Genomic DNA, 24,217 nt, shown 5'->3' on the forward strand with positions numbered 1-24,217 from the left:
GTCAGTGCGCGGCGTGGAAGAAGCCGTCGGTGCTGACGTTGGGCATCACCCTGCTGGCCACCCGGTAGCGGCCATTGGGAACCTCGGGGCACCTCGCCACGTGCACGGCCAGGGGGCCGGCCCACTCGTAGCCGCGGCGTTCCGCGTGGCGGGAGAGGCTGTCGGTGAGGTCCTGGCCCACGTCGACGCCGGTGCGGGTCAGGTGTTCGTGCACGTCGTCGGGCAGTTCCACGTCGTAGGCGTTGGGGACCATGACCCGGCCCTCACTGCACACCACTGCGTTCTCGTCGCACTCGCGTCGCAGGGCGTCGAGGACCTCGACCGGTTCCTTGTCGCGGACCCGCGCCCACAGCGCCTCCCATCGGCTCTCCAGGGTCTCTTCCAGCGCGCTCAGGGCGCCCATGCGGTATCACCTGCCGGAAACGTCGTCGGTTCGGTTGCGGTGGCCCGGGGTGGGCGTCCTACCGCTCGTCGTAGTCGTCGGGGCGCACCTCGGCCTCCTCCAGGGCCTCGCGCATCGTGCGGCCGGTCGCGCCCGGCGGGCGGTCCCGGTTCTCGTCCTGCTGTTCCAGGACCTCGTCGGTCGTCTGGGTCTTCGGCCGGTTCTCCTCGGGGACGGTCATGGCCGTGGCTCCTCGTGCGTCGTAGGGGATCTTCTGCGGCGGCGGGTTCCCGCCCTGCGCCCGGGTATCCACCCGCCGGGCGCCTCATGTGCTCCCGCGAGAAGCCCTGGTCACCACGGTGCGTGAGCTATGTTGAACGTCCCTGGGAGACGAAGGAGGCGCACCGGTGCCATCGCCGCAGCAGGCACGCGCACAGGCATCCGCGATCACCTCGGGGAAGGCCGCCCCGGAAGCGGAGGTCTCCCCGTCCGCCCAGCTCAGAACGCTCTTCGACCGGCCCCGGCTGTCCCCGGGGCAGCGGCGCATCGCCCAGTACCTGATCGAGCACATCACCGAGGCGGCGTTCCTGTCGATCACGGATCTCGCGGACCGGGTCGGGGTGAGCCAGCCCTCGGTGACGCGGTTCGCCTCCGCCGTGGGCTTCAGCGGCTACCCGGCGCTGCGGGAGAAGCTCCAGTCGATCGCGCTCGGGACGCTCGCCGGCGGGCCGGCCGAGGAGAACCAGGGCAACGAGCTGCAGGCGGCGGTCGACGCCGAGATCGAGAACCTGGAGAACCTGCGGCGGGACTTCGCCGACCCGAACCTCGTGATCGACATCGGCCGCAAGCTGTCCTCGTCCACGCCGCTGACCGTCCTGGGCCTGCGCATCTCCGTGTCGCTCGCCGAGTACTTCGCCTACGCCGCCCGCCGGATCCACCCCGACGTCCGGCTGGTGACCCGCGGCGGCAGCGTCGCCTACGACGCGCTGCTGCAGTCCCGCGAGGCGGGCGGCACCTGGGTGCTGGCGTTCTCCATGCCCCGGCACGCCCAGGAGACCCTGACGGCCGTCCGGGTCGCGCGGGGCGCCGGACTCAAGGTCGCCCTGATCACCGACCTGGCGCTCGGACCGCTCGCCGACGAGGCCGACGTCGCCTTCGCCACCGGGACCGGATCGCGCCTGGTCTTCGACTCCTACGCCGCCCCGGGCGTGATGTGCTCGGCGCTGCTCCAGGCCATGACCGACGCGGACCCGGAGCGGACGCAGGCGCGGCTGGAGGAGTACGAGCAGGTCGCCGACCAACACCAGTTCTTCCTCCGCGACTGACTCTCCCCACGGGCGCGGACCCGGCAGACGTCCCGATCACACACGCGGACCATCCACAACAAAGCGCGCATGAATGTTTTCATGCTCCTTGCAAACCGGTTGGCATATATAAATACTGCTCACGGATCGCGACCCGGCTGTTCCGGATCCGTTCCGCACCCGAGGAGGCCGAGTCCTACCCGCTTCGGCGTCCCGGGTGTCCGTGGCGGCCCCGGTCATCCCCTAGACCGGGGCCGCCCCGACCCGTCGTCCACCCTCACGACGCCGCACACCGGAAGCGATGATCATGCCCCTGACGTCCACGCGCATCAGCCCGGACTGGCCCTGCCAGGTCAAGACCCCCGGGAGCTACGACTGGGAGCGCTCGGCGGCCAAGTGGCTGCGCGAGCTGGTGCCCGCGCGCTACGCCGGATACCCCGTGTTCGTCCGCCACCCGGTGCTCCTCGCCCGGCACGCCCAGATCCAGGTCCAGCACGAGATCCGGGTGGCCCGCACCGCCCTGCAGACCGCCCGCGCCGACCTGCCCGGTCTCGGGCTGCACGAGGGCGTCATCGAGCACACGATCAAGCTGTACGCGGCCGAGCTCATGCAGTTGCAGCACATCGCGCGCAGCGTCCGGGCGGTCACCCAGGCACTGGTGGAGGCGAACCGCCCCTCCTGAACCCCGGGCATGACCCGCGCCGCACGTGGCACCCGGGAGTGAATGAGCACCACACAAGTCCGGCGCGGCGAGCCGGTGACCACGGTCCTGACCTGGCAGGTGCGACCCGGCCGGGAGCGGCAGTTCGAGGAGTGGACCCGCGGCATCACGCGCTGCGCCAGAGAGTTCCCCGGCAACGAGGGCGTCTCCTGGCTGACGCCCGAGGACGGCCACCGTTACCACGCGGTGCTGCGCTGGTCCGACCAGCACCGGCTCGCCGCCTGGCTGGAGTCCGAGGAACGGGCGCGCTGGCACCGGCGGATCGAGGACATCGCCACCGAGGTCAGCAGCGAACGCCAGTCGACGACCGGCATGGAGACCTGGTTCAGCCTGCCGGGCACCACCGTGCAGGCGCCGCCCCGGTGGAAGATGGTCCTCACGACCTTCCTCGGCGCCTATCCCTTCACCCTGCTCGTCCAGTGGCTGGTGACCCCGCACACCACCGGCTGGCCGCTGCCCCTGCGGGCCGCGGTGTTCCCGCTGGTCCTGCTGCCGGTGCTGACGTACCTGGTGATGCCGCGGCTCAGCCGGCTGCTGCGGCTGTGGCTCTATCCGCGCGACGGCCACTGAACGGTCTCCCACGAGCCCGATGGGACCGATGGGGCGCCTGTGATGCCTGAGCATTCGGTGCGCACAAGGCTGTCTTCGAATCAGGCCGGGTGTGCAATGCTCGACGCGTGACGAGCGAGCCCGTGACACCGCCGGATCCCGGTGCGGCACCGGACCTGGCCGAGCTGGCCAGGGTCGTCGCCCGGCAGCGCGCCGAGCTGGACCGGCTGCGTGACCAGGCGGCGACGTCGGCCGTCGTGGAGCGGGCCAAGGGCGCGGTGATGGCACTGACCGGGTGCGCCGCGGACGCCGCCGGCGAGCGGCTGCTCCAGCGGGCCAAGGCGGCCCGTCACACCCTGCTGGAGGAGTGCTGGATCACGCTCGGCGCTCTGGCGCCGACGGCGCCCGGTCCGGGCGGGGCCACCGAGCCCGCCGACACCGACATCCCCGGCCCCGGGGCGGACGTCCTGGAGGAGTCGGCCGCGCCGGACGACGTCTCCGCCGCCCTGGCCCGCCTCGGTCAGGCCCTCGTCCGGGTGACGACACCGCACGACCTCGCGCGGTGCCTGCTGGAGCACCTAGGGCCGGACATGGCGGCGGACGCGGTCATGATCTACGCCCGCAGGCCCGACGGCGGCCTCGCGCTCATCGGGCACGCGGGCATCGGCGACAGGCTGGCCTCCCAGTGGTCCCGGGTCCCGCCGCTCGGCGGGATCGCGGCGCTGGAGGCACTGCGGGCGGGCGAGCCGCGGTGGCTGGAGGACCTGCCCTCGGACGCGCGGCGGTACCTGCTGATCGGGGACCCTCCCGAGCGGTGGCGGTCGCGGGCCTGGCTCCCCGTGTCCGCCGCGGGCTCGGCCGAGGTCTGCATCGGCGTGCTGCGCCGCCGGGCCGGGTCGTTCACGCCGCGCGACCGCGCACACCTGCGGGGCGTCACCGAGCTGTGCGCCGGGCGGCTGCGCGCCTTCGATGCCCCCGCCGAGCGGTCCTCCGACGCCGCCACGGTCGCGGCGCAGGCGCTGTTCGACGCCCTGCCGGTCTCGGCGATGCTGCTCACGCCGGTGCGTGCCGCCTCGGGTGAGCCCGAGGACTTCCGGGTGGAGGCCGCGACCGCCCAGGTGGGCGAGCTGCTGGGCCGGCCCGGCGAGGAGCCGGCCGGGCGGCGGCTGCTGGAGTTCCGGCCGGCCCTGGCGGGCGGGCCGCTGTGGCGGGGCTGCCTGCACGTGCTGGCCACCGGGGAGCCGCACGAGAGCGAGCCCTTCGCCCACGAGGAGACGGTGGCGGACGTCGCGGAGCTGTTCACCTACACGACACGGGTGGCGCCGCTGGGCGACACCCTGATCGTCTCCTGGATCCGGCACGGCTCGTCCGACCGGCAGGAGCAGCGGCTGGCGGATTTGCAGCGCCTGGGCAGCCTCGGCTGGGCGAACTGGAATCTGGTCACGCGGGAGGGTTCCTGGTCGACGCAGGTGTTCACCCTGCTCGGCCGGGACCCCGCGCACGGCCCGGTGCGTCTGACCGAGGTGCCGGAGCTGGCCCTGCCCGAGGACACCCCCGCGCTGACCCGCGCCGTCGGCGAACTCATCGAGGAGGGACGGGCGTTCGACGTGCCGTTCCGGATCAGGACGACCGGCGGCATCCGGCATCTGCGGCTGGTGGCCGAGGCGGTGGCCGACTCGTACGGCACGCCCGTCGAGGTGCACGGCTTCGTGCAGGACATGACAGCCCGGCGGCGGGCGGAGCTGGCCCTGGTGGAGAGCGAGCGGGCGATCCTCACGCAGCACGACGTGCTCCAGGCCGAACGGACCCTGGCCTCCCGGCTGCAGCACGCGCTGCTGCCGATGGCCAACCGGCCGGTGCACCTGGCCGGGCTGCGCGTCGAGGTCGCCTATCTGCCGGCCCAGTCGGGGGTGCACGTCGGCGGCGACTGGTTCAGCGCGATCGAACTGCCCGACGGGGACGCGCTGCTGGTGGTCGGCGACGTCGCCGGGCACGGTGTCGACGCGGTCGCCACGATGGCCCAGCTCCGGTTCACCGCGAAGGGCATGGTCATCACCGGCTCGTCGCTGACCGGCGCGCTCGCCCGTCTCAACACCCTGCTGCTGCACTCGCGTGACTCCCACGCGACCGCGACGATGGTGCTGGCCCGCTACGAGCCGCGCCGGCGGCGCCTGGTCTGGGCGCAGGCGGGGCATCCCCCGCCGCTGCTCCTGCGCAACGGCGAGGCGCGCTACCTGGACCGCCCGAGGGGCATGCTGCTCGGGGCGACCGCGACGCCGGTGTTCGAGGAGGCCGAGTGCCCTCTCGCGCCCGGTGACCGGCTCATCCTGTACACGGACGGCCTCGTCGAGCACCCCCCGGAGAGCATCGACCTCGGTCTGGAGCGGCTCGCCGAGGCGGTCGCGGCCCCGCACACCGACGGGCCCGTGTCGCTGGGGCCGCTGCTCGCGCGGATGCTGCCGGACGAGCGGCGGGACGACGTGTGCGTCGTGGACGTCCGGGTCCCGGGAGTCGTGGAGCCGTAGGCGCGGGTCGGAAGCGCGCATCTATGAGTCGCCGCGATGCCGCCAGTACCACCACAGGCCCACGACGAACGCCAGCAGGAACAGGGTGGGCAGCACCAGGCCGGGGACGCGGGAGCCGTTCATGGGCGGGGCCTTCGGTTCGTGGCGGATCGGGCGCCTCGTGGGTCGCCCCGGCCCAGGGTGACGCCGGGCGGGCCCGCGCTTCCGCCGCTTTTCCCAGCCGTTGCCGGGCGTTCGACCGCCGGGGCGCGAGGTCAGTCGACGGGGTGACCCGGCGGGATGCCGACGGCGTCGGAGAGGCGCAGCAGCGGCCCGTCGTACGTCTCGTGTCCGCCCCACTCGACCGGGTCGAGGACGAAGCCGACGTGGTCGCCGCCGCCGGCCCGGGTCAGGACACGGCCGACGAACCAGGCCGGGGCCTCCTCCAGGACGAGCGCCCCGCCGTACGCCTCCCGCAGCCGCACGTCCTTCAGCTTGTCCGTGCGGTCGCCGGTGCGCCCGCCGAACAGCTCGGCGAGGGCGTGCTGTTCGCGGGCGAGCAGGTGCACGGCGAGCACCTCGGCGTTCCGGGCCACCCGGAAGGTGTGGTTCAGCTCGGACAGCCACACCACGAAACGCACCGGACGGATCGAGCACTGCGAGGCGAACCCGACGAGACAGCCCGCCCGTTCACCGCCCGCGACGGCCGTGACCACACACATGTCCGGATTCAGCCGTCCGATGAACGCGTCCACGTCCGCCATGTCCACACCGCTCCTTCACCCTCACGCGTGCCGGGCCCCGGCCTCACCCCACCATGGTGGCCGGGCGGGTGCCAGGCGGGGGGACGCCGTGCCGGGGTGGGTCAGCTCGTGGCCGGCGCGGTGCGGGACTCCAGTGCGGTCCGGGTGTCGTTGCCGTAGACGCCGGTCTCGTCGCCGCGGATGCCGTACCAGAGCTGGAAGCGGGCCACCGCCGCCGTGAGGGTAGGGTCGTAGCGGCCGTTGGTGGAGCCGTCCCGGTAGACGTCCGGGATGCGCAGCAGGCGTTCCTGGAGCTCGGTGACCTCGGGTCCGGTGGCTCCCTCGCGGAGCGTGCCGGGCCCGTCGGGATCCACCGGTGCGGAGGCCTGCGGTGAGGTGGGGGTGGGGGTGGGGGCAGAGGCCGAGGCGGAAGCCGGGGGCCTGGGTGCGGGGGCCGCCTTGTCGTCCGTCTTCTCGCCGCGCAGCAGCAGCGCGCCGCCGAAGCCGATCACGGCTGCCGCGACGACGGCCACCGCCACGGCGGCGCGGCGCAGCCCGGCCCCCGCGGGTGCCGCGTGGGCCTCCGCGTACCGGCGGGTGGCGCGGGCCACGGGCGGGAGTTCCTCCGTCAGGGCCTCGGAACCGGCCGGCGGTCCCGGCAGGGTGACGGACTCGTAGCCCGCAGGCTCGGGGCCCCGGGATGCCGTGTGTGCCGCGCCGGTCTCCTCGCGGAACTCCCGCATCAGCTCGGCGAGGGCGTCGGTGCGGCGCGGTCGCAGGACTCGGATGGGTTCCAGGGCCGGGCCGTCGTGCGGCGGCCGGGGCTCGGACGGTGTCGACACGCGTGCTCTCCTTGCGTCCGGGCTCGGGGGCGCCCGTCTTCGGGGGTCGTGCTGCCGCTAGATACGCGGCTGCCGCGCCCGCAGTTCAGAGGGCGCTCGGGCAGCGGGCGCAGAGCACTCGGTTCCTTCCGAAGGGTGCACTGAGTGCCATACGTGGTCCCCGGGGGTGCTACGTTCCCGCTCATGAGCTCCGAGAAAGCCGGCGCCGGGACCGGAAAGACGCCCATGCGGGACGCCCTGGTGGCGGCGGCGTTCCAGCTGTTCCTCGAACGGGGCTACGAGCAGACCACCGTCGACGACATCGTGGCGCTCGCCGGGGTGGGACGGCGCTCCTTCTTCCGCTACTTCCCCTCCAAGGAGGACGTGGTCTTCCCCGACCACGAGCGGTGCCTGGCCGACATGACGGCCTTCCTCGCCGAGGGCGCGGACGACGACGAGCCCGTGCGGCGGGTGTGCGACGCGGCCCGGCTGGTGCTGCGGATGTACGCCGAGAACCCGACGTTCTCGGTGCAGCGCTACCGCCTCACCAGGCAGGTGCCCGGGCTGCGCGCCTATGAGCTGTCGGTGGTGTGGCGCTACGAGCGGGCCCTCGCCGCGTACCTGCGCCGGCGGTACGCGGCCCGCCGGGACGGGACCCTGCAGGCCGACGTGATCGCGGCGGCGGTGGTGGCCGCGCACAACAACGCCCTGCGCTCCTGGCTGCGTTCGGACGGGCAGGGCGAGGCGAGCGCCGCGGTGGACCACGCGCTGGCGTACGTGCAGTCCGCCTTCGGCGAGGCGCCGGTGCCTCCGGCCGGGGAGCGGCCCGAGGACGTGGTGGTCGTCGTCTCGCGGCGCGGGGCGCCCCTGTGGCGGGTGGTGCAGCAGATCGAGTCGGCGCTGGGGCGGGCCTGAGCGTCCCCACATTGAGGGTACGGAGTGCCTTTACGAGTGGCACTGAGTGCCATACTCTGTGCTCCGTGCACGGTGGCACGGCGAACCGCGCACGCGTGTGCGCGGGTGACCGCGCCCACGGGATTCCGGCCGAGTGCAGGGAGTTGACCAGCGTGTACCACCACTCAGGAAGCGTCGCTCAGCAGGCAGCCGGCTCCGCGACGGGTCTCCTCGACCCGAGGGGCCAGGACTCGGAGGCCATCCTCTTCCAGCGCTGCACCTGGTGCGGCACCGCCATGTACCACCGGGTGCTCTGTCCGGTCTGCCGGGGCAGCGAGCTGCGGACGGAGCGCGCCGAGGGCACAGGCACGGTGCGCCACTCCACGGTGGTGCACCGCAACACGCCCGCGGCGCGCAACGTGTCCCTGATCGAGATGTCCGAGGGCTTCGTCGTGCGCGGCCGGGTGATGGGCCCGCCCATCGGCATCCACAGCGGGGACCGGGTGCGGCTGTCCACGGCCAAGGACCCGGTCCGGGGCGAGCCGGTCTTCCAGCTGCTGGACGAGCCGTACCGGGCCTGGAGCTGACGCCTCAGCCCGGGATCAGCTCACCGGTGCGCACGGGCCGTCCGGTCTCGAAGCTCCGGTTGGCCGCCAGGCCCACTGCCAGGGCCAGCGCTCCGTCGCGCTCGGTGGCCGTCGGGTGGGTCGCCGCCGCGGGTTCCGCCGCACGGGCCGGGTCGGCGGGGCCGAACAGCGCGTCGAGCATGCGCGGATCACCGCCGCCGTGGGCCTCGTGGGCGACCGCGAGCGGCACGTCCACCGGCGGCCGCCACAGCGGGCGCAGGGTGAGGCGGGCGCCGCCCGCGTGTTCCGCCGCCGTGTCTCCGTGCAGGGCGCCCGCGGCCGAGGTGACCCGGGTCAGGGGCGGCTGCCAGCGGCTCTCCTCGACCTCCAGCTCCAGCCGCCCCCCGCTGCCGTTGAACATCACCCGGTAGCCCTCCCACGGGGAGTAGGCGGTCAGGTGGTACGTCATCGTCGCGCCGCGTGCGTAGCGCACGAGGACGGACATGTCGTCCTCGATGGTGACCGGCCCGTCGAAGACGTTCCGGTCGCGCAGGTAGCCGTCGTCGCGCTCGGCTTCGAGGTAGAGGGCGCGCAGCGTGTCGTTGGCCGCGAGGTCCAGGGCGAAGGGGTCGTCGGCGGCCCGGTCGGCGCCGTGGGCGCGGTCGTAGTCCCGGCGCAGTCCGTGCCGCTCCCCCGCCTCGCGGCCGTAGAAGCCGAGCCGCCCGTAGCCGAAGGCCTCTTCGGGCTCGTCGGCGAGCCACCAGTTGACCAGGTCGAAGTGGTGCGAGGACTTGTGCACCAGCAGGCCGCCGCTGTGCCGCTTCTCGCGGTGCCAGCGGCGGAAGTAGTCGGCGCCGTGCCGTACGTCGAGCAGCCACTCGAAGTGCACCGACAGCACCTCGCCGATCGCGCCCTCGGCGAGCAGGGCGCGGACCTTCTCGTGCACCGGGTTGAAGCGGTAGTTGAAGGCGACGGTCAGGGAGTTGCCGGTCTCGCGGACGGTGCCGAGGATGCGGGCGCAGCGCTCGGCGTCGACGGTCATCGGCTTCTCCGTGACGACCCGGCAGCCCGCGCGCAGGGCCGGGACGATGTAGCGGTCGTGCTCGGCGTCGACGGTGGTGACGACGACCTCGTCGATGTCCTCCTTCGCCAGCAGGTCGGCGAAGCGGTCCGGCTCCCACACGGCGGCCGCCGGTGCGCCGGCCTCGGCCAGCAGGCGGTTGTGGAAGGCCATCCGGGTCGGGCTGGGGTCGCACAGCGCGGCCACCAGGTGGCCGGGGCGCTCGGTGAGGCCGCGGGTGAAGAGCTGGGCCCGGTGGCCGGTGCCGACGACGGCTGCGCGCAGGACGGGAGTTCGGCTCATGGCAGGTGACCTTTCCCGGGGAGGGGCCGTCCACTCCCCGGAGCCGAAAGCGCTTGCCGGAACGCGGTCAGAGCGTGACGCGCAGGCCCACCGTGCCGTCCACGCCCCGCCGCAGCCGGCTGCCGAGCAGCGTGAGCCGGCCGGTGAGGCCGTACTTGCGGGCGATCAGCCTGCGGTAGCGGGCGGTGGTGGCCGGGTCGCAGATCTCGGCGGTCGCGGGCACCTGGTCACCGGTGGGGTTGCCGCGCAGGTCGCAGGGGCCGACCAGGACGTCGGGGCGGTTGCGGATCCGCTTCACCTTCCAGGAGTCGGCGGGTGTCCAGACGCCGAGCGCGTCGCCGTCCCGTACCACCCAGACCGGGGTGGCGACCGGCGTGCCGTTCCCGCGGTAGCTGGTGATCAGCAGGTACTTGCCCGCGGCCAGTCGGTCCAGCGCCGTGTCGTCCATGCCGGGCAGTGTACGAGCGCCCGCCCGGCTTCAGTCCAGCGCCGCCGCCATTCTCCGCACCGCCTCCGTGATCACCTCGGAGGAGGCCGCCAGGTTGAGGCGGACGTGCCCGGCGCCGCCGGTGCCGAAGGGGAGGCCGGAGTTGAGGGCGACCCGGCCGCGGCGCAGGAAGACGTCCGCCGGGTCGTCGCCGAGGCCGAGGGCGCGGCAGTCGAGCCAGGCGAGGTAGGTGGCGTCGCCCGGCCGGTAGCGGATGGCGGGCAGGTGCTCGGCCAGCAGGTCCGCGAGCAGCCGCCGGTTGGTGTCGAGCCCGGCCAGCAGGGCGTCCAGCCAGGGGACGCCGTCGCGCAGGGCGGCGGTGTGGGCGATGACGCCGACGTGGCTGGGACCGTGCCCGACCTCCTCGGGCATCCGGGCCAGGTCGGCGGCGGCGCCGGGTCCGGCGAGGGCGAGGGCGGCCTTGAGCCCGGCCAGGTTCCACGCCTTCGAGGCCGACATCAGCGACAGGCCGCGCTCGCCGCCCGGCACGCTCAGGTACGGCACGAACCGCGCGTCGCCGAGCACCAGCGGCGCGTGGATCTCGTCGGCGACGACGCGCACGCCGTACCGCTCGGCGAGCGCGGCGACGGCGGAGAGTTCCTCGGCCGTGTGCACCGTTCCGGTCGGGTTGTGGGGGCTGCACAGCAGGAGGGCGGCCCGTCGCCCGTCGGCGACGACCTGCCGGAAGGTCTCCTCCAGGACACCGGTGTCGATGCGGCCGTCCGCGCCGAGCGGGGCCTCCACCACCCGACGGTCCATGTGCTCGAGGAAGTGGTAGAACGGCGGGTACACCGGCGAGTTCACGACCACCGCGTCCCCGTACCCGGTGACCAGCTTGAGCATCTCGACCACGCCCTGCATGACGTCGGGCACGATCGCGGTGCGCTCGACCGCGAGGCCGTCCCAGTCCCACCGCTTCCCGGCGAAGGCGGCCAGGGCCCGCGCGTACGCGGTGCCGGCGGGGTAGCCGGTGTCGCCGAGTTCCAGCGCGTCGGTGACGGCGCGTACGACGGGCTCGGCGAGCGGCACGTCCATCTCGGCCACCCACAGCGGCAGCACGTCCTCGGGGTGGGTGCGCCACTTCATGCTGGTACGGCGCCGGAGGCGGTCGAGGGTGAGGATCTGCAGGGGATTCGGTTCACCGGACGTCTCGTGCGGGATCCTGGTCATGGGCACACGATAGGGGGCGGTGCGGTGAGCCGGAGTCTTGAGGACGGGGAGCGGGCGGCGGCCACGGGCCCGGCCCCGGAGATCGCCTGCGACGAGTCGGGCTCGGACGGCGAGAACCTCACCGGCGGGAACACGGACGTGTTCGCGCACGCCAGTGTGTCGCTGCCCGTGCCGGCGGCCGCGGCGGCCGTGGCCGAGATCCGGGACCGGATCCGCTCGCCGGCCGAGGAGTACAAGGCCACCCACCTGCTGCGGGAGAAGCACCGGGCGGTCCTGGAGTGGCTGCTCACGCCGGACGGGCCGATCCACGGGCGGGCGCGGGTGCACCTGATGGAGAAGTCGTTCTTCGTGGTGGACCGGGCCGTCGGCCTGCTGCTGGGCGATCCGGCAGCCGCCGTCACCCTCTTCCGGGCCGGACGCCGCACCTTCGGGGAGGAGGGCTGGCGGGCCTTCCTCGAGGCGGCCAACCGCCTGCTGCGGGTCCGCCACGACGGCGACCCGGTGGCCGCCTTCTACGGCACGGTCGACGCCCTGCGCCGGGATTCTCCGCGCTCGGACGCCGCGGAGGTCCTTGAGCGGCTCGCGGCGACCCGGCCCCGGGCGGTCTCCTACCGGGCGGGGTTCCTCGCCGGGCCGCCGCTGGTCCCGGTGCTCAACCCGCTGCTCCCGGCGATCGTCCGGACGGCCGCGCTGTGGAGCGCGGACGGGCGGCCGGTCCGGCTGGTGCACGACCGGCAGAACATGCTGACCCCGGACCGCATCGCGTGGATCGAGGAGACGGCCCGGCGGACCGGGGCCGGCCTCGTGGGGCTGCGGCTCGTCGTGGCGCGCGAGGACGCGCGGGTGCAGGTGGCGGACTTCCTCGCCGGGATCGCCCGCAAGATCGCCTCCGATGAGCTGAACGGGCGCGGGGACCCGGCGCTCACCCTCCTGCTGCGGCCCTACGTCGATCCGGCCTCGGTGTGGGGCGACGTGCGCAGCGGGGCCCTGCTCGCCGCCCCGGTGGCGGGCTGACGGCTCGAAAGATCACGCGTGCGGTGAACGCGGCACTGCTGTGGCCCGTATGGATGAGGGGCGCTCAACTCAAGGAGGGCCCCGCGGTGTTCACACCGTGATGTTCTGGTTCGGGAGCCATGCATGAGGCACGCACGACGACGGGTCGTCCGGCGAGTGACACGGCTGGCGGCCGTCGGCGGACTCCTCCTCGGAGGAGCGATGGTCACACGCGCCGTGGCGAGCGAGCCCCCGGACCCCTCCATCGGCGTCCCCTACTCCGCGCGGCCCGCGACCGGCATGGGCACCGACCTGGTGTCCCGGCTCGGGACCTCCCGCACGGCGGGCAGCTGGGTCGACTCGGGCGGGCGGCCGGTCGTCGCGGTCACCGACGAGAAGGCCGCCGCCGAGGTGAAGCGCGCCGGGGCCCGGGCGAAGATGGTCCGCCACAGCATGAGCGACCTCAAGTCCGCGACGGCGACGCTGCGTTCGGCACCCAGAGTGGCCGGCACGGCGTGGGCCCTCGACTACCGGAACAACCAGGTGGTCGTACGGGGTGACAGCACCGTCTCCGCCGCGGACTGGTCCCGGCTGACCGAGGTCGCGGAGGGCATCGGGGGCTTCGTGCGCATGGAGCGCTCCGAGGGCACGTTCACGACGCGGATCAACGGCGCGGAGCCGATCCTGTCGACGGCCGGGCGCTGTTCGGCGGGCTTCAACGTGACCGACGGGAAGAGCGACTTCATCCTCACGGCCGGGCACTGCGGACCCGATGGTTCCGTCTGGTTCTCCGACGACCGGGGCCGGGACCAGGTCGGCACTTCGCTCAGGGGAAGCTTCCCCGGCGACGACTACTCCCTGGTGAAGTACGACAGCGGCCGCGCGGGCGAGGGCGCGGACGTCGTGGCCGTCGGGGACGGCAAGGGCGTGCGGATCACGGGCGTCGCCGATCCGGAGGTCGGGCAGCGGATCTTCCGCAGCGGCAGCACCAGCGGGCTGCGCCAGGGGGAGGTGACCGCGCTGAACGCCACGGTCAACTACCCCGAGGGCACGGTCACCGGGCTGATCGAGACGAACGTGTGCGCGGAACCGGGCGACAGCGGCGGCCCGATGTTCGCCGACGGCATCGCGCTCGGCCTGACGTCGGGCGGCAGCGGGGACTGTGCCCAGGGGGGTACGACGTTCTTCCAGCCGGTGACGAAGGCGCTGGCCGAGCTGGACGTCAAGCTGATCGTGGCCAAGCAGGCCGGGGGCGGCACCGGTGCCGCGCCCGCGCCGTCGGCCCCGCAGGGTGCCGCCGCCTCACCCGGCTCGTCGGCGCCGGTGACGGGCGAGGACGTGTCGGGCCTGCTGACCCGGCTCGCCGATCCGCGCAACGTCGGTCCCGGCCTGCTGGTCATCGCGGGCAGTCTGGTGGCGCTGGTGGCGACCCGGTGGATCCGCGCCGAGCAGGACCGCAAGGCGTACCGGCAGTACTACTCGGCCACCTGGGGATGACGCCGGTGCCCGCACGCCGAGGGGTGTCCCGGTCAGCCCAGGGTGAGCAGCACCGTGGCGACTCCCGCTCCCAGCAGCCCCAGGATCTGGCGGCGGCTGACGCGCTCGCGCAGGAGGGCGAGGCCGAGGACGACGGGCAGGGCCGGGTAGAGGGAGGCGAGGACGACGGCCACGGCCAGCAACTGCTGCTGGGCGGCGAGCAGATACAGGACCAGACCGAGGGCCGCCCCGGCCCCGATGAGGACGGCCTGGAGGCAGCGGAGCGGCGGCAGCATCAGCCGGCGGGCGTGGCGGGCGGCGTCCGGCAGCAGGACGAGGACCGCGGCGACCCGGCCCGCCGCGACGGGCCACAGCCCGCTTGCGGGGTCGGCCTGGCCGAGGGCGAGGTACTGCACGGCCACGCCCACGCTGGCGAGCAGCCCGTCGGCCGTGCCCTTCCCGGTGCCGGTGTCCGGGCTCCCGGCTCCGCCCGGGCTTCCGGCTCCGCCCGGGCCGCGGCGACGGCCCTGGCCTCCGGCGACGAACCACAGCGCGGGCACCGTGACGGCGATGCCGAGCCAGGCGACGGCGCCGGGGCGGTCGCCGAGGACGAGCACGCCGCACAGCACCGACAGCGCGACTCCGGTGACGGCGCTCACGGGCACCACGACGCTCATCGCGCCGCGGCTCAGCCCGCGGTTGAGGAACCGCATGGCGACACCGCTGCCGACGCCGGACAGCGCGCCCCACAGCAGGTCGGTGCGGTGGACGGCGTCGGCGGGCAGGAGGAGTGCGGCGGCGCAGGCGAGCAGGAGGCCGCCCAGCTGGCCGAGGAAGGTGACGGCGGCGTGGTGAACCCGCCGGGACAGCAGGCCGCCGGCGAAGTCGACGATGCCGTAGACGACGGCCGAGGAAAGTGCGAGAAGGGCACCCATTGGATCAGGGGTGCCCCGGGACGAGGCTCCGATGCGTCAGTGGACCGGAGGGAGGGGACTCACGCCGACTGCGGGACCGCGGCGGCCCACTCCAGGACGAGCCGCTGGTATTCCTCGCGCTGCTCGACGCTCAGTGTCCCGCCCGACCGGCGCCACAGGGCCCGGATCTCCTCGTTGACCTCGTCAGCCGTGCGCTGGGAAGAGGATTCAACAGTGGTGGACATGGTGTGAAGCATACGTCGCCGCAGGTGAAGACGGCGTGAGTAATCGTGAGTTAAACGGTCATTTCGGACAGTGTTGCTGATCACGTCCATCTCCCGGTAAACGTGGGCCTGTTCACACTTCGGCCGACCCCAGCACCAGCACCTTGATGGCCAACACGGCCGCGCCGCGTGCCCAATCGTGAAAATCGGACACCTTGGTCTCCAGCTCGACCGGGGCGGCCAGCGGGTGCCGGTGCTCGCGGACGGTCTCCTCGACCGTCTTGCCGGCCACGTCCATCAGCCCGACCCCCTCCCCCGCGAGCAGGATCTTCTGCGGCATCACGAAGTTGGAGATCTGGGCGACGAGCGTCCCCAGGGCGCGCGCGGCCTCCTCCACGACCCGGGCGGGCATCGGGTCCCCGGCGGCGGTCAGCGCGAGGATCTCCTCGTAGGTCCGGTCGACGCCGGTGGCGGCCTGGACCTGGTAGCGGATGTTGGGGATGGTCAGCATCGAGACGGCACTGCCGCGCCGGCCGTCGGGGGTGAGCGGCCCGTTGGGGTCCACGATCCAGTGCCGGCCGAACCCGCGGTCCTCCTCCGCGAAGGGCACCCGCTTGCCGCCCAGGACGAGCCCGTAGCCGAGGCCGGCGCCGATGGTGAGCACGACGAAGCGGTCCAGACCGCGCCCGGCGCCGAACCAGGTCTCCGCGTCGACCAGGGCAGCGACGTCGTTCTCGACGACCACCGGCAACCCGGTGCGTTCCTCGACGAGTTCGGCCAGGGGGACGTCCCGCCACAGCAGGAAGGGCGACTCGCCGACCACGGCACGGTCCTGGACGAAACCGCCGACGCCGATGCCGATCCCCGCGAGCCGGGGATGGCCGGCGGCCAGTTCGGCGGTCATCGCGGCGAGCACGTCGGCGACCCGCGCTGGATCGTGGGTGGTGAGCGGGCGGTCGTGACGGGCCACGACATGGCTGCGCAGCGTGGTGACCACGCCGTACACCATGTCCTCGGTGATCTTGAAGCCGAGGAAATAGCCGGAGTCGGCGACGACGTCCAGCGGCTGCGACGGCCGGCCCTGGCGCGCCTCCGCCGGTACGCCCGCCTCGGCCACCTCGACCAGCAGGCCCGACTCGATCAGCGGCTTGGTCAGGCGGGTGAGGCTCCCGGGCGACAGGCCCAGCCTGCGGGCGAGTTCGCTGCGCGACAGCGGCCCGTTGGCGAGCACCTCGATCGCCACCGAGCGCTCCCCCGGGCTCAGCGGCAGCCAGCCGGCGGTGCCTGCGGTCATCTGCGTTCCGCCCCTCACCCTTTTTTTCGCACTGAAACCAACATGACCACTCTACGGCGCTGATGGTTCCTGCGAAAAGATGTTTGCACCCCTCTTGACGCCGCAATTGTTTCGCGCCAAAAGTAAGTCCCGCCAGAGGACGAGCCGCCGATGCGAGGGAGTCTCCCGTGACCATCGCCTCCAGCAGCCCTCCCTCGCGTCTGCCCTCGGGCGGCGCGGCGGAGGCACGCAGCAAACCCAGGACACGCCGGATCGAGGCGGGCGAGAACCGAGGGGACGGGCGGCTGGCCGCGGTGTTCATCGCGCCGGCCCTGCTCGGCTTCGTGGTCTTCCTGCTCTGGCCGACGCTGCGGGGCGTCTACCTGAGCTTCACCCGCTTCAACCTGCTGACTCCGGCCGAGTGGGTGGGCCTGGACAACTACGTCCGCATGGTCAACGACCCCATCTTCTGGGACTCGCTGTGGGTCACCGTCGAGTACGTCGTCATCAACATCGGCGTCCAGACGGTCGCGGCGCTCGCCATCGCGGTGCTGCTCCAGCGGCTGACGCAGTCGGCGATGCTGCGCGGCATCGTGCTCACGCCGTACCTGATGTCGAACGTGGTGGCCGGTCTGGTCTGGCTCTGGATCCTCGACACGCAGCTCGGCATCGGCAACGAGATCATCAGCGCCGTCGGCGTCGACCGCATCCCGTTCCTCGCCGACGAGACCTGGGCGATCCCGACGATCGCGCTCATCAACGTGTGGCGGCACGTCGGCTACACCGCCCTGCTGCTCTTCGCCGGCCTGCAGGCCATCCCGAACGACATGTACGAGGCGGCCCGGGTGGACGGCGCGAGCGAGTGGCGGATGTTCTGGCGGATCACCATGCCGCTGCTGCGGCCGGTCCTCGCGGTCGTGCTGATCATGACGGTGATCGGCTCGTTCCAGGTGTTCGACACCGTCGCCGTGACCACCGCGGGCGGTCCGGCGAACGCGACCAACGTCCTCCAGTACTACATCTACGGCTCGGCGTTCGGGCGCTTCCAGTTCGGCTACGCCTCGGCCATGTCCGTCGCCCTCCTGGTCGTGCTGAGCGCGATCACCATCCTCCAGTACCGGCTCACCCGGGCCGGCCGGACCGACCTCGGCTGACGGAAGGGAGACACCGCCATGACCGCCGTGACGACAACGACGCCGACGCGTGTGCGACCGGCCCGGCGCGGGTTCCCCTTCGGGCGGGCCGTCGCCTGGACCGTGATGGGGCTGATCGTCCTCATCACCCTGCTGCCGTTCTACTGGATCCTGCGCACCGCGCTCTCCACCAACGCGGGCCTCAGCGCCGACCCCACCAACCCACTGCCGGTGGACCTCACCACCAGCGGTTTCGAGCGGGCCCTCGGCCTGCAGTCCGCCGAGGACGCGATCGCGCAGGGCGGCGCGGGCGGCGGCCTGGACTTCTGGCGCTACCTGCTCAACTCGGTCGTCGTCTCGACCCTGATCACCGTCTGCCAGATCTTCTTCTCGGCGATGGCCGCGTACGCCTTCTCGCGGCTGCGGTGGCGCGGGCGGGACAAGGTCTTCGGGCTGTTCCTGGCCGGGATGATGGTGCCGGCCATCTTCACGCTGCTGCCGAACTTCGTGCTGATCAAGCAGCTCCACCTGGTGGACACGCTCCTCGGCATCGCGCTGCCCACCATGTTCATGACCCCGTTCGCGGTGTTCTTCCTGCGCCAGTTCTTCATGAACATCCCCAAGGAGGTGGAGGAGGCCGCGCTGCTCGACGGCGCCGGGAAGATCAAGATCTTCTTCCGGGTGGTGCTGCCGATGGCGTCCACGCCGATCGTCACGCTGGGCGTGCTGACGTACATCACCTCCTGGAACGACTACTTCTGGCCGCTGATGGTCTCCTACAGCGACAGCTCCCGCGTGCTGACCGTGGCGCTGGCGATCTTCCGGGCGCAGACCCCGGCGACCGGCGTCGACTGGTCCGGGCTCATGGCCGCCACGCTCATCGCCGCACTGCCGATGCTGGTGCTGTTCGCCTGCTTCGCCCGGCGCATCGTCAGCTCCATCGGCTTCACCGGGATCAAGTAAGGGGACTGTGATGCGAATTCGTACGCTCGTCGCGGCGACCGGAGCGCTGGCGCTGTCCCTGGTCAGCGGATGCGCGCAAGGCGGCGCCACCGGTTCTTCCGCGAACACGGTCACCTACTGGCTGTGGGACGCCAACCAGCTGCCCGCCTACCAGGCCTGCGCGAAGGGGTTCGAGAAGGAGAACCCCGGGCTGAAGGTGCGGATCACCCAACTGGGCTGGTCCGACTACTGGACCAAGCTCACCGCCGGGTTCATCGCGGGCACCCAGCCGGACGTGTTCACCGACCACATCCAGAACTTCGGCCAGTTCGCCGACCTGAAGGTCCTGGAGCCGCTCGACGACCTCGGGATCAAGGACTCCGACTACCAGCCGGGCCTCGCCGCCAACTGGATCGGCAAGGACGGCCACCGCTACGGCGCCCCCAAGGACTGGGACACGGTCGCGCTGTTCTACAACTCCAAGATGACGAAGGACGCCGGCCTCACCGCCGAGCAGCTGAACGACCTGTCCTGGAACCCGAAGGACGGCGGCACCTTCGAGAAGGCCATCGCCCACCTCACGATCGACAGGAACGGCAAGCGGGGCGACGAGCCGGGCTTCGACAGGAACAACGTCAAGGTCTACGGCCTGGCCACCAACGGCGGCGGTTTCGGCGACGGCCAGACGCAGTGGAGCAACTTCGCCGCCTCCGCCGGCTGGAGCTACCTCGACAAGCCGCGCTGGGGCACCAAGTACCAGTACGACAGCAAGACCTTCCAGTCGGTCATCCAGTGGTACTTCGGGCTGGCGAAGAAGGGCTACATGCCTCCGCTGTCCGACTACAACGTGCAGTCCAACCAGGCCAACACCCAGGTCGCGGCGGGCAAGGCCGCCACCGCCTTCGACGGGGCCTGGATGATCTCCACCTACGCCGGCTTCAAGGGCAAGGACATCAAGACGGCCCTGACGCCGGTCGGCCCCACCGGCAAGCGCGCCACCATGATGAACGGCCTCGCCGACTCCGTCACCAAGGCCTCCAAGAACAAGGCCGGCGCCAAGAAGTGGGTGGCGTACCTGGCGTCCGACAAGTGCCAGAAGGTCGTCGGAGGCTACGGCGTCGTCTTCCCCGCCACCAAGGCGGGGACCGAGGCGGCGGTCGCCGCCTACCGCAAGAAGGGCATCGACGTCTCGTCGTTCACCGAGCCCGTGGCCGACAAGAAGAACTTCCGGACCTTCTCCTACCCGATCGCCAGCTACTCGGCGGACATGACCGCGCTCATGTCCCCCGCCATGGAGGACATCTACGGCAACGGCAAGCCCGTGAGCAGCCTCGATCAGACCAACGACCAGATCAACCTCATCCTCTCCCAGTGAAGGGCACGCGTTCCATGACGTTCTCCCTCGGCATCGTCGGCGCCGGACAGTTCTCGGGCCAGTTCGCCACCCTGTTCCAGGCCCACCCCGGCGTCGGCGACGTCTACGTCACCGACCTGCTGCCCGAGCGGGCCGGGCAACTCGCCGCCGCCCAGGGGCTGGCGGGCACCTTCCCCTCGTACCAGGCCATGCTGGAGTCGGAGGACGTCGACGCGGTCGCGATCTTCACCCAGCGGTGGACGCACGGGCCGCTGGTGCTCCAGGGGCTCAACGCCGGCAAGCACGTGTACTCGGCCGTCCCCATGGCGATCAGCACCGAGGAGATCGCGGCGATCATCGACGCGGTCAAGGCCACCGGGCTGACCTACATGATGGGCGAGACCAGCGAGTACAACCCGGCCACCGTGCACGCCCGCAACCAGATCGCCGAGGGCGCCTTCGGCCGGCTCTTCTACGCCGAGGGCGACTACGTCCACGACATGGACCTCGGGTTCTACGAGGCGTACCAGTACAGCGGCGGCGAGAACTGGAAGGCGACGGCCAGCTATCCCCCGCTGCTGTACCCGACGCACGCGGTCGGCGGGGTGCTGGGCGCCTGGCGGACGCACGCGGTCAGCGTCTCGGCGATCGGGGTCGTCGACGACCGGGGCGACGGCGTCTTCGACAAGGAGGTCAGCCAGTTCGGCAACGACTTCTCCAACGCCACCGCGCTGTTCGAGGTGGCGGGCGGCGGCTCGTTCCGCACGAACGAGTTCCGGCGCGTCGGCTACCCGTCGCACATACGGGAGTCGCGGTTCCGCTTCTTCGGCACCGAGGCGAGCATGGAGCAGCTCGCCACGGTCGCCCTGTGGCAGGACAAGAAGGGTGTGAAGGACATCAGCGAACTGCTGGAGCCCAAGCCCACCATGTCCCCCGACGATCCGTCGCTCCAGCACATCGCGCCGGAGCTGCGGGCCGCCTTCACCTCCGGGTCGGCTCCCGTGCACGACCGCGCGCGGCTGCCGAGGGAGTTCGACCACCTCCACAACGGCCACGAGGGCAGCCACCACTTCCTGGTGGACGACTTCGTGACCGCCGTCAACCAGCGGACCCTGCCGTCGGTGAACGCCTGGGTGGCCGCCCGCTACACCCTGCCGGGCATCATCGCGCACGAGTCGGCGCGGCAGGGCGGTGTGCGGCTGGAGATCCCGGACTTCGGGGACGCTCCGCAGTAGGGGCCGGACGCGAGCCGGGTGCCCGTATCAGGTGCCCGGCTTGCGGCCGTACACGAAGACGTCGTCGCCCTTCTTCAGCAGCGACCAGTACTTCTTGGCGTCGGTCTTGGTCATGTTGACGCAACCGCGCGAGCCCGGCGGATTCCACATGCTGACGCTCGCCTGGTGGAAGGCCTGACCGCCGTCGAAGAACTGGGCGTAGGGCATCGGCACGTCGTAGATGGACGAGACGTGGTCGATGTTGCGCCAGTAGATCTTCTTCAGGCCGGTGCGGGTCTCGTCCCCGTCACGGCCCGTGCGGACCGGGACGGGGCCGTAGACGAGCTTCTTGCCGTCCTGGATCCAGCTCAGCTGGAGCGTCAGGTTCACGCAGGCGATCCGGCCCTTGTTCACCGGGCACTTGCCGTCCTTGTTGGGGTTCGACCCGACGGCCTTCTGCTTCAGCATCAGGTCCATCACGCCCCAGGTGACGGAACCGGCGTAGCCGATGTTCGGGGTGATGCCGTGCTTGGTCTGGAAGGCCTTGATGGCCTTGCAGTCCGCGGCGGACTGCTTTCCGTCGACCGGACGGCCGAGGAATTTCTCCACCTGCTTCTGGTACGGGCCGGTCTGCGTGGTGCAGCTCGCGGCCGCGGCCGGCGTGGCGCCGAGCGCGAGCGTGAGCGGTGCCACCAGTGCGGTGAGCCCGAGTGCGACGGCGCCCCGTCTGCGTACGTCCCCCATGGCTTGTCATGCCCCTTCGCGGTAAACGGTCACTGAAGTACGATCCCTGCCAGCTAGACGGGCGGGCGGCGGAATCGGTTGTGCGGGTCCGCGCGCCGGGACGGAACGGTGACATACCTCACCGCGTCGTCATGATCCGGACAGCGCCGCAGCGACCGGGGCCGGAGGGCCTGCCGGCGGGGCTCAGCGGTAGCCGGCGGTGTCGGCCGGCTTGCCCGCGTCCTGGACCTCGACCAGGTAGCGCCAGGCGTCCGGCCGGCTGCCGTCGAGGTCGGTGAAGCCGTACACCGGGGCGAGGCCGCCGCTGGAGAGGGACCGGCCGTTCCAGCGCGCCACGTCCGGGTCGGCGGCGAGCGCGACCACGGCCCGGCCCACGTAGCGCGGCGTCTCCGAGATCGCGAAGTGGGGAACGCGCTCCAGCGCGTCACGCCAGTTCTCCTCCCGCACTCCGTAGGTGTCGAGCATGATCTCCGAGCGCAGCCAGCCCGGCGTGAGCGCGAGGGCGGTGGCGCCGCGCGGGCCGAGCTCGTGGCCCAGGGCGAAGGCCATGCGCAGCACGGACGCCTTGGCGAGGTCGTAGAAGAAGCTGTCGCGGTAGCGGTCGCCGTTGTAGTCGGCGGTGCCGTCGGTGACCTCGACGACCAGGCCGCCGGGGTGGCGCAGCAGCAGGGGCAGGGCGTGGTGGCTGGTGATGGCGTGGGTCTCGACCGCGAGGCGGAGCAGGCGCAGCCCCTTGTCGAGGTCGTGCTCCCAGAGCGGGGTGTCCCACTCGACGAGCATCTCGCCGCCCCAGATGTCGTTGACGAGGACGTCGAGACGGCCCTGTTCGTCCGCGATGCGGTCCACCAGGGCGCGGACCTGCGCCGGGTCGAGGTGGTCGGCGGGGACCGCGATGCCGCGGCCGCCGGCCTCGGTGACCAGGTCGGCGGTGTCCTCGATGGTCTCCGGACGGTTGTACTCCGAGCGGCGTTCGCGGGTGGTGCGGCCGGTGACGTAGACCGTGGCGCCGGCCGCGCCCAGTTCGACGGCGATGCCCCGTCCGGCGCCCCGGGTCGCCCCGGCGACCAGTGCGACCTTGCCCTTGAGCGGAGCTGACATGTCCGGCCTCCCGTGCCCTCGACTGCGTGTCGCGTTCCAGGGTGGCGGGTAAGCCGGACATCTTCTGTCGCCTTTTCCGGGAGACACGCCCCGCTCCCGGGTGGCAGGCTCCGTCAGTGGCCCCGGGCGATCCACTCCTGCAGGTGCGGCGCCTCGGCGCCGATGGTCGTGGAGTCGCCGTGGCCGGTGCGGACCGTCGTCCCGGGCGGCAGGGTGAGGAGCCGGTCTCGGATCGAGTCGATGATCGTCGGGAAGTGCGAGAAGGACCGGCCGGTGGCGCCGGGGCCGCCCTGGAAGAGCGTGTCGCCGGTGAAGACGGTGCCGAGACCCGGGTCGTACAGGCACACCGCGCCCGGCGCGTGCCCCGGGGTGTGGATGACCCTGAGGTCGGCGCCGCCGGCCTCGATGACCTGGCCGTCGACCAGCCAGGCATCGGGTTCGCGGTCGGGGTGGGTCTGCTTCCACAGCGGCAGGTCGTCGCGGTGCAGCCAGATGGTGGCGCCGGTGCGCTCGGCGAGGGCGGGGGCGGCGTCGATGTGGTCGTTGTGGGCGTGCGTGCAGACGATGGCGGTGAGCCGGCGATCCCCGACGGCCTCGGCGATGGCGTCGGCGTCGTGGGCGGCGTCGATGACGATCGCCTCGGTGTCGTCGCCGACGATCCACACGTTGTTGTCGACGTCCCAGGTGCCGCCGTCGAGGCTGAACTGACCGGACGTGACGAGGTGTTCGACGCGGGCGGTCATCACAGCACCACCACCGAGCGCAGCACGTCGCCGTGGTGCATCCGCTCGAACGCCTTCTCCACCTCGTCCAGTTGGATGGTCTCGGTGACGAACGCCCCCAGGTCCAGGCGTCCTTGCAGGTGCAGGTCGATCAGCATGGGGAAGTCCCTGGAGGGCAGGCAGTCGCCGTACCAGGAGGACTTGAGGGCGCCGCCGCGGCCGAAGACGTCCAGCAGCGGCAGCTCCAGTTTCATCTCGGGCGTGGGGACGCCGACCAGGACGACGGTGCCGGCGAGGTCGCGGGCGTAGAAGGCCTGCTTGTACGTCTCCGGGCGGCCGACGGCCTCGATGACGACGTCGGCGCCGAAGCCTCCGGTCAGCTCGCGGATCGCCTCGACGGGGTCGGTCTCGCGCGAGTTGACGGTGTGCGTGGCGCCCATGGAGCGGGCGGTCTCCAGCTTGCGGTCGTCGATGTCGACGGCGATGATCCGCGCCGCTCCGGCCAGGCGGGACCCGGCGATGGCCGCGTCGCCGACGCCGCCGCAGCCGATGACCGCGACCGTGTCGCCCCGGCCGACGTTCCCGGTGTTGATGGCGGCGCCGATGCCCGCCATCACGCCGCAGCC

26 protein-coding genes are annotated in these 24,217 nt (G+C 72.2%); 12 read left to right on the forward strand and 14 right to left on the reverse strand.

Annotated features, from left to right (window positions below):
• Position 1: 1 nt before the first annotated feature.
• Positions 2-403: a DUF3662 domain-containing protein gene (locus ABZ948_RS32245; protein WP_359765508.1), complete on the reverse strand. Its 402-nt coding sequence runs from the start codon at positions 401-403 to the stop codon at positions 2-4.
• A 58-nt stretch (positions 404-461) separates the two neighbouring features.
• Entirely contained in the window at positions 462-623 is a 162-nt protein-coding gene (locus tag ABZ948_RS32250; RefSeq protein WP_359765510.1) for a hypothetical protein, read from the reverse strand.
• A gap of 166 nt (positions 624-789) precedes the next feature.
• Here ABZ948_RS32250 and ABZ948_RS32255 point away from each other — a divergent pair, with 166 nt between their 5' ends.
• The 4 genes from ABZ948_RS32255 (at position 790) to ABZ948_RS32270 (ending at position 5,481) form a co-directional block, all read left to right on the forward strand.
• Positions 790-1,707 carry a MurR/RpiR family transcriptional regulator gene (locus ABZ948_RS32255; protein WP_031120408.1) on the forward strand — a complete coding sequence of 306 codons (918 nt, stop codon included), beginning with the start codon at positions 790-792 and terminating at the stop codon, positions 1,705-1,707.
• A gap of 286 nt (positions 1,708-1,993) precedes the next feature.
• Entirely contained in the window at positions 1,994-2,368 is a 375-nt protein-coding gene (locus tag ABZ948_RS32260; RefSeq protein WP_359765552.1) for a hypothetical protein, read from the forward strand.
• Positions 2,369-2,410: 42 nt separating this feature from the next.
• Entirely contained in the window at positions 2,411-2,977 is a 567-nt protein-coding gene (locus ABZ948_RS32265; protein ID WP_359765512.1) for an antibiotic biosynthesis monooxygenase, read from the forward strand.
• Positions 2,978-3,084: 107 nt separating this feature from the next.
• Positions 3,085-5,481 carry a SpoIIE family protein phosphatase gene (locus tag ABZ948_RS32270; RefSeq protein WP_359765514.1) on the forward strand — a complete coding sequence of 799 codons (2,397 nt, stop codon included), beginning with the start codon at positions 3,085-3,087 and terminating at the stop codon, positions 5,479-5,481.
• 254 nt (positions 5,482-5,735) lie between these two features.
• On the opposite strand, the gene ABZ948_RS32275 is transcribed toward ABZ948_RS32270, so the two are convergent.
• A complete protein-coding gene (locus tag ABZ948_RS32275; RefSeq protein ID WP_359765516.1) occupies positions 5,736-6,224 on the reverse strand; it encodes a flavin reductase family protein in 489 nt (162 codons plus the stop codon).
• A gap of 101 nt (positions 6,225-6,325) precedes the next feature.
• Positions 6,326-7,045: a peptidoglycan-binding domain-containing protein gene (locus ABZ948_RS32280; RefSeq protein WP_359765518.1), complete on the reverse strand. Its 720-nt coding sequence runs from the start codon at positions 7,043-7,045 to the stop codon at positions 6,326-6,328.
• A gap of 225 nt (positions 7,046-7,270) precedes the next feature.
• On the opposite strand from ABZ948_RS32280, the gene ABZ948_RS32285 reads away from it, so the two are divergent.
• Both ABZ948_RS32285 and ABZ948_RS32290 read left to right on the forward strand, forming a co-directional pair.
• A complete protein-coding gene (locus ABZ948_RS32285; protein ID WP_359765554.1) occupies positions 7,271-7,939 on the forward strand; it encodes a TetR family transcriptional regulator in 669 nt (222 codons plus the stop codon).
• A gap of 152 nt (positions 7,940-8,091) precedes the next feature.
• Positions 8,092-8,505, forward strand: a complete 414-nt coding sequence (locus ABZ948_RS32290; protein ID WP_031120415.1) for a Zn-ribbon domain-containing OB-fold protein — start codon at positions 8,092-8,094, stop codon at positions 8,503-8,505.
• A gap of 4 nt (positions 8,506-8,509) precedes the next feature.
• Here the strand turns inward: ABZ948_RS32290 and ABZ948_RS32295 are convergent, their stop codons facing one another.
• The 3 genes from ABZ948_RS32295 to ABZ948_RS32305 form a co-directional block, all read right to left on the reverse strand.
• A complete protein-coding gene (locus ABZ948_RS32295; protein WP_359765521.1) occupies positions 8,510-9,847 on the reverse strand; it encodes a Gfo/Idh/MocA family protein in 1,338 nt (445 codons plus the stop codon).
• 67 nt (positions 9,848-9,914) lie between these two features.
• Positions 9,915-10,295 (reverse strand): PPOX class F420-dependent oxidoreductase, encoded by a 381-nt coding sequence (locus tag ABZ948_RS32300; RefSeq protein ID WP_359765523.1) that lies wholly within the window; start codon positions 10,293-10,295, stop codon positions 9,915-9,917.
• A gap of 30 nt (positions 10,296-10,325) precedes the next feature.
• On the reverse strand, positions 10,326-11,504 hold the full coding sequence (locus tag ABZ948_RS32305; protein ID WP_359765525.1) for a MalY/PatB family protein: 1,179 nt from the start codon (positions 11,502-11,504) through the stop codon (positions 10,326-10,328).
• Between the two features lie 24 nt (positions 11,505-11,528).
• On the opposite strand from ABZ948_RS32305, the gene ABZ948_RS32310 reads away from it, so the two are divergent.
• Together ABZ948_RS32310 and ABZ948_RS32315 are read left to right on the forward strand one after the other, a co-directional pair.
• Positions 11,529-12,518, forward strand: coding sequence for a hypothetical protein (locus ABZ948_RS32310; protein WP_359765527.1), 990 nt, complete (start codon positions 11,529-11,531; stop codon positions 12,516-12,518).
• Positions 12,519-12,641: 123 nt separating this feature from the next.
• Complete coding sequence (locus ABZ948_RS32315; RefSeq protein ID WP_359765529.1) at positions 12,642-13,994, forward strand: S1 family peptidase; 1,353 nt, start codon at positions 12,642-12,644, stop codon at positions 13,992-13,994.
• A gap of 32 nt (positions 13,995-14,026) precedes the next feature.
• Here the strand turns inward: ABZ948_RS32315 and ABZ948_RS32320 are convergent, their stop codons facing one another.
• The 3 genes from ABZ948_RS32320 to ABZ948_RS32330 form a co-directional block, all read right to left on the reverse strand.
• The gene (locus tag ABZ948_RS32320) at positions 14,027-14,908 is read right to left on the reverse strand and encodes an EamA family transporter (protein ID WP_359765531.1); all 882 of its coding nucleotides are present in this window, start codon (positions 14,906-14,908) and stop codon (positions 14,027-14,029) included.
• A 59-nt stretch (positions 14,909-14,967) separates the two neighbouring features.
• Positions 14,968-15,132 (reverse strand): hypothetical protein, encoded by a 165-nt coding sequence (locus ABZ948_RS32325; RefSeq protein WP_359765558.1) that lies wholly within the window; start codon positions 15,130-15,132, stop codon positions 14,968-14,970.
• A 112-nt stretch (positions 15,133-15,244) separates the two neighbouring features.
• Entirely contained in the window at positions 15,245-16,405 is a 1,161-nt protein-coding gene (locus tag ABZ948_RS32330; RefSeq protein ID WP_359765533.1) for an ROK family protein, read from the reverse strand.
• Between the two features lie 167 nt (positions 16,406-16,572).
• Here ABZ948_RS32330 and ABZ948_RS32335 point away from each other — a divergent pair, with 167 nt between their 5' ends.
• From ABZ948_RS32335 to ABZ948_RS32350, 4 genes are read left to right on the forward strand one after another with little or no spacing between them, the layout of a single operon-like run.
• Complete coding sequence (locus ABZ948_RS32335) at positions 16,573-17,538, forward strand: carbohydrate ABC transporter permease (protein ID WP_359765535.1); 966 nt, start codon at positions 16,573-16,575, stop codon at positions 17,536-17,538.
• Positions 17,539-17,556: 18 nt separating this feature from the next.
• On the forward strand, positions 17,557-18,480 hold the full coding sequence (locus ABZ948_RS32340) for a carbohydrate ABC transporter permease (RefSeq protein WP_359765537.1): 924 nt from the start codon (positions 17,557-17,559) through the stop codon (positions 18,478-18,480).
• A gap of 10 nt (positions 18,481-18,490) precedes the next feature.
• Positions 18,491-19,834, forward strand: a complete 1,344-nt coding sequence (locus tag ABZ948_RS32345) for an ABC transporter substrate-binding protein (protein WP_359765539.1) — start codon at positions 18,491-18,493, stop codon at positions 19,832-19,834.
• Between the two features lie 14 nt (positions 19,835-19,848).
• Entirely contained in the window at positions 19,849-21,048 is a 1,200-nt protein-coding gene (locus tag ABZ948_RS32350; RefSeq protein WP_359765556.1) for a Gfo/Idh/MocA family protein, read from the forward strand.
• Between the two features lie 27 nt (positions 21,049-21,075).
• Here ABZ948_RS32350 and ABZ948_RS32355 read toward each other — a convergent pair whose 3' ends face one another.
• From ABZ948_RS32355 to ABZ948_RS32370, 4 genes are all read right to left on the reverse strand, one after another.
• Complete coding sequence (locus ABZ948_RS32355) at positions 21,076-21,771, reverse strand: L,D-transpeptidase family protein (RefSeq protein ID WP_359765541.1); 696 nt, start codon at positions 21,769-21,771, stop codon at positions 21,076-21,078.
• Positions 21,772-21,954: 183 nt separating this feature from the next.
• A complete protein-coding gene (locus tag ABZ948_RS32360; RefSeq protein WP_359765543.1) occupies positions 21,955-22,869 on the reverse strand; it encodes an SDR family oxidoreductase in 915 nt (304 codons plus the stop codon).
• A gap of 113 nt (positions 22,870-22,982) precedes the next feature.
• A complete protein-coding gene (locus tag ABZ948_RS32365; RefSeq protein ID WP_359765545.1) occupies positions 22,983-23,612 on the reverse strand; it encodes an MBL fold metallo-hydrolase in 630 nt (209 codons plus the stop codon).
• Positions 23,612-24,217: zinc-binding dehydrogenase (locus ABZ948_RS32370; RefSeq protein ID WP_359765547.1), on the reverse strand; the 606-nt coding region annotated here is incomplete at its 5' end. The genes ABZ948_RS32370 and ABZ948_RS32365, both read right to left, overlap by 1 nt.

It is taken from the genome of Streptomyces olindensis, from assembly GCF_040645895.1.
In the GTDB taxonomy this organism is placed as follows: domain Bacteria; phylum Actinomycetota; class Actinomycetes; order Streptomycetales; family Streptomycetaceae; genus Streptomyces; species Streptomyces olindensis.

Coding starts and splice junctions, on each gene's coding strand:
- ABZ948_RS32300 (WP_359765523.1), bottom strand. CDS start 10,295: ATGGACGACACGGCGCTGGACCGACTGGCCGCGGGCAAGTACCTGCTG.
- ABZ948_RS32250 (WP_359765510.1), bottom strand. CDS start 623: ATGACCGTCCCCGAGGAGAACCGGCCGAAGACCCAGACGACCGACGAG.
- ABZ948_RS32350 (WP_359765556.1), top strand. CDS start 19,849: ATGACGTTCTCCCTCGGCATCGTCGGCGCCGGACAGTTCTCGGGCCAG.
- ABZ948_RS32325 (WP_359765558.1), bottom strand. CDS start 15,132: ATGTCCACCACTGTTGAATCCTCTTCCCAGCGCACGGCTGACGAGGTC.
- ABZ948_RS32245 (WP_359765508.1), bottom strand. CDS start 403: ATGGGCGCCCTGAGCGCGCTGGAAGAGACCCTGGAGAGCCGATGGGAG.
- ABZ948_RS32265 (WP_359765512.1), top strand. CDS start 2,411: ATGAGCACCACACAAGTCCGGCGCGGCGAGCCGGTGACCACGGTCCTG.
- ABZ948_RS32285 (WP_359765554.1), top strand. CDS start 7,271: ATGCGGGACGCCCTGGTGGCGGCGGCGTTCCAGCTGTTCCTCGAACGG.
- ABZ948_RS32365 (WP_359765545.1), bottom strand. CDS start 23,612: ATGACCGCCCGCGTCGAACACCTCGTCACGTCCGGTCAGTTCAGCCTC.
- ABZ948_RS32320 (WP_359765531.1), bottom strand. CDS start 14,908: ATGGGTGCCCTTCTCGCACTTTCCTCGGCCGTCGTCTACGGCATCGTC.
- ABZ948_RS32360 (WP_359765543.1), bottom strand. CDS start 22,869: ATGTCAGCTCCGCTCAAGGGCAAGGTCGCACTGGTCGCCGGGGCGACC.
- ABZ948_RS32340 (WP_359765537.1), top strand. CDS start 17,557: ATGACCGCCGTGACGACAACGACGCCGACGCGTGTGCGACCGGCCCGG.
- ABZ948_RS32330 (WP_359765533.1), bottom strand. CDS start 16,405: ATGACCGCAGGCACCGCCGGCTGGCTGCCGCTGAGCCCGGGGGAGCGC.
- ABZ948_RS32345 (WP_359765539.1), top strand. CDS start 18,491: ATGCGAATTCGTACGCTCGTCGCGGCGACCGGAGCGCTGGCGCTGTCC.
- ABZ948_RS32305 (WP_359765525.1), bottom strand. CDS start 11,504: ATGACCAGGATCCCGCACGAGACGTCCGGTGAACCGAATCCCCTGCAG.
- ABZ948_RS32275 (WP_359765516.1), bottom strand. CDS start 6,224: ATGGCGGACGTGGACGCGTTCATCGGACGGCTGAATCCGGACATGTGT.
- ABZ948_RS32315 (WP_359765529.1), top strand. CDS start 12,642: ATGAGGCACGCACGACGACGGGTCGTCCGGCGAGTGACACGGCTGGCG.
- ABZ948_RS32355 (WP_359765541.1), bottom strand. CDS start 21,771: ATGGGGGACGTACGCAGACGGGGCGCCGTCGCACTCGGGCTCACCGCA.
- ABZ948_RS32260 (WP_359765552.1), top strand. CDS start 1,994: ATGCCCCTGACGTCCACGCGCATCAGCCCGGACTGGCCCTGCCAGGTC.
- ABZ948_RS32295 (WP_359765521.1), bottom strand. CDS start 9,847: ATGAGCCGAACTCCCGTCCTGCGCGCAGCCGTCGTCGGCACCGGCCAC.